Source organism: Azotobacter armeniacus, from assembly GCF_054779355.1.
Genome location: NZ_BAAGYK010000141.1, coordinates 1 through 517 on the forward strand (window position 1 = coordinate 1; position 517 = coordinate 517).

Genomic DNA, 517 nt, shown 5'->3' on the forward strand with positions numbered 1-517 from the left:
CCCGAATCGCCGGGTAGGTCTCGTTTTCCCACTGGCGCACCAACGCCGCATCCTGCTGCCAGGCGCGATACAAGGGTTTTTGCGCGGTGAAGCCGAGCAGCTTCGCTGCGCGCCTGGGCTGCCGGCATGGCTCGGCCGGGGCGGGGACCGGGGCAAGCTCCTCGAGCTCGGCCTCGATGGCCGCGATATCGGTATCCAGCAGATCATCCAGCAGGCTGATCTGGGCAGGACTGAGCTGCTCGCTGCGCCGGGCAAACGGGTGCCGCTTGACTACGGCAATTTCGTGAGCCAGCTGATCGCCGCGGGTCTTGTGATACTGGACTTGCTTGCCGAGGCTGGAGACCTGCTGATCAAGGCTTTCGACACATTGCACCAACTGCGCAGCCAGTTCGCGCAGTTGTTCGGGAGTCAGATGGTCGAAAGCAGAAGAAGTCATGACAACGATTCTGCCGGTTACGACGGCTCGCGACGATAGGTCGTTCGGTCAATTGCGCGCCATGTACGATCGCTGACTATA

Annotated in this window: 2 pseudogenes; both read right to left on the reverse strand. The window is 61.9% G+C overall.

Annotated features, from left to right (window positions below):
* Positions 1-112 (reverse strand): annotated as a pseudogene (locus tag ACYVD0_RS19090) (winged helix-turn-helix domain-containing protein); the annotation flags it as partial.
* A 57-nt stretch (positions 113-169) separates the two neighbouring features.
* Positions 170-436: pseudogene (locus ACYVD0_RS19095) on the reverse strand (transposase domain-containing protein); the annotation flags it as partial.
* Positions 437-517: the final 81 nt, after the last annotated feature.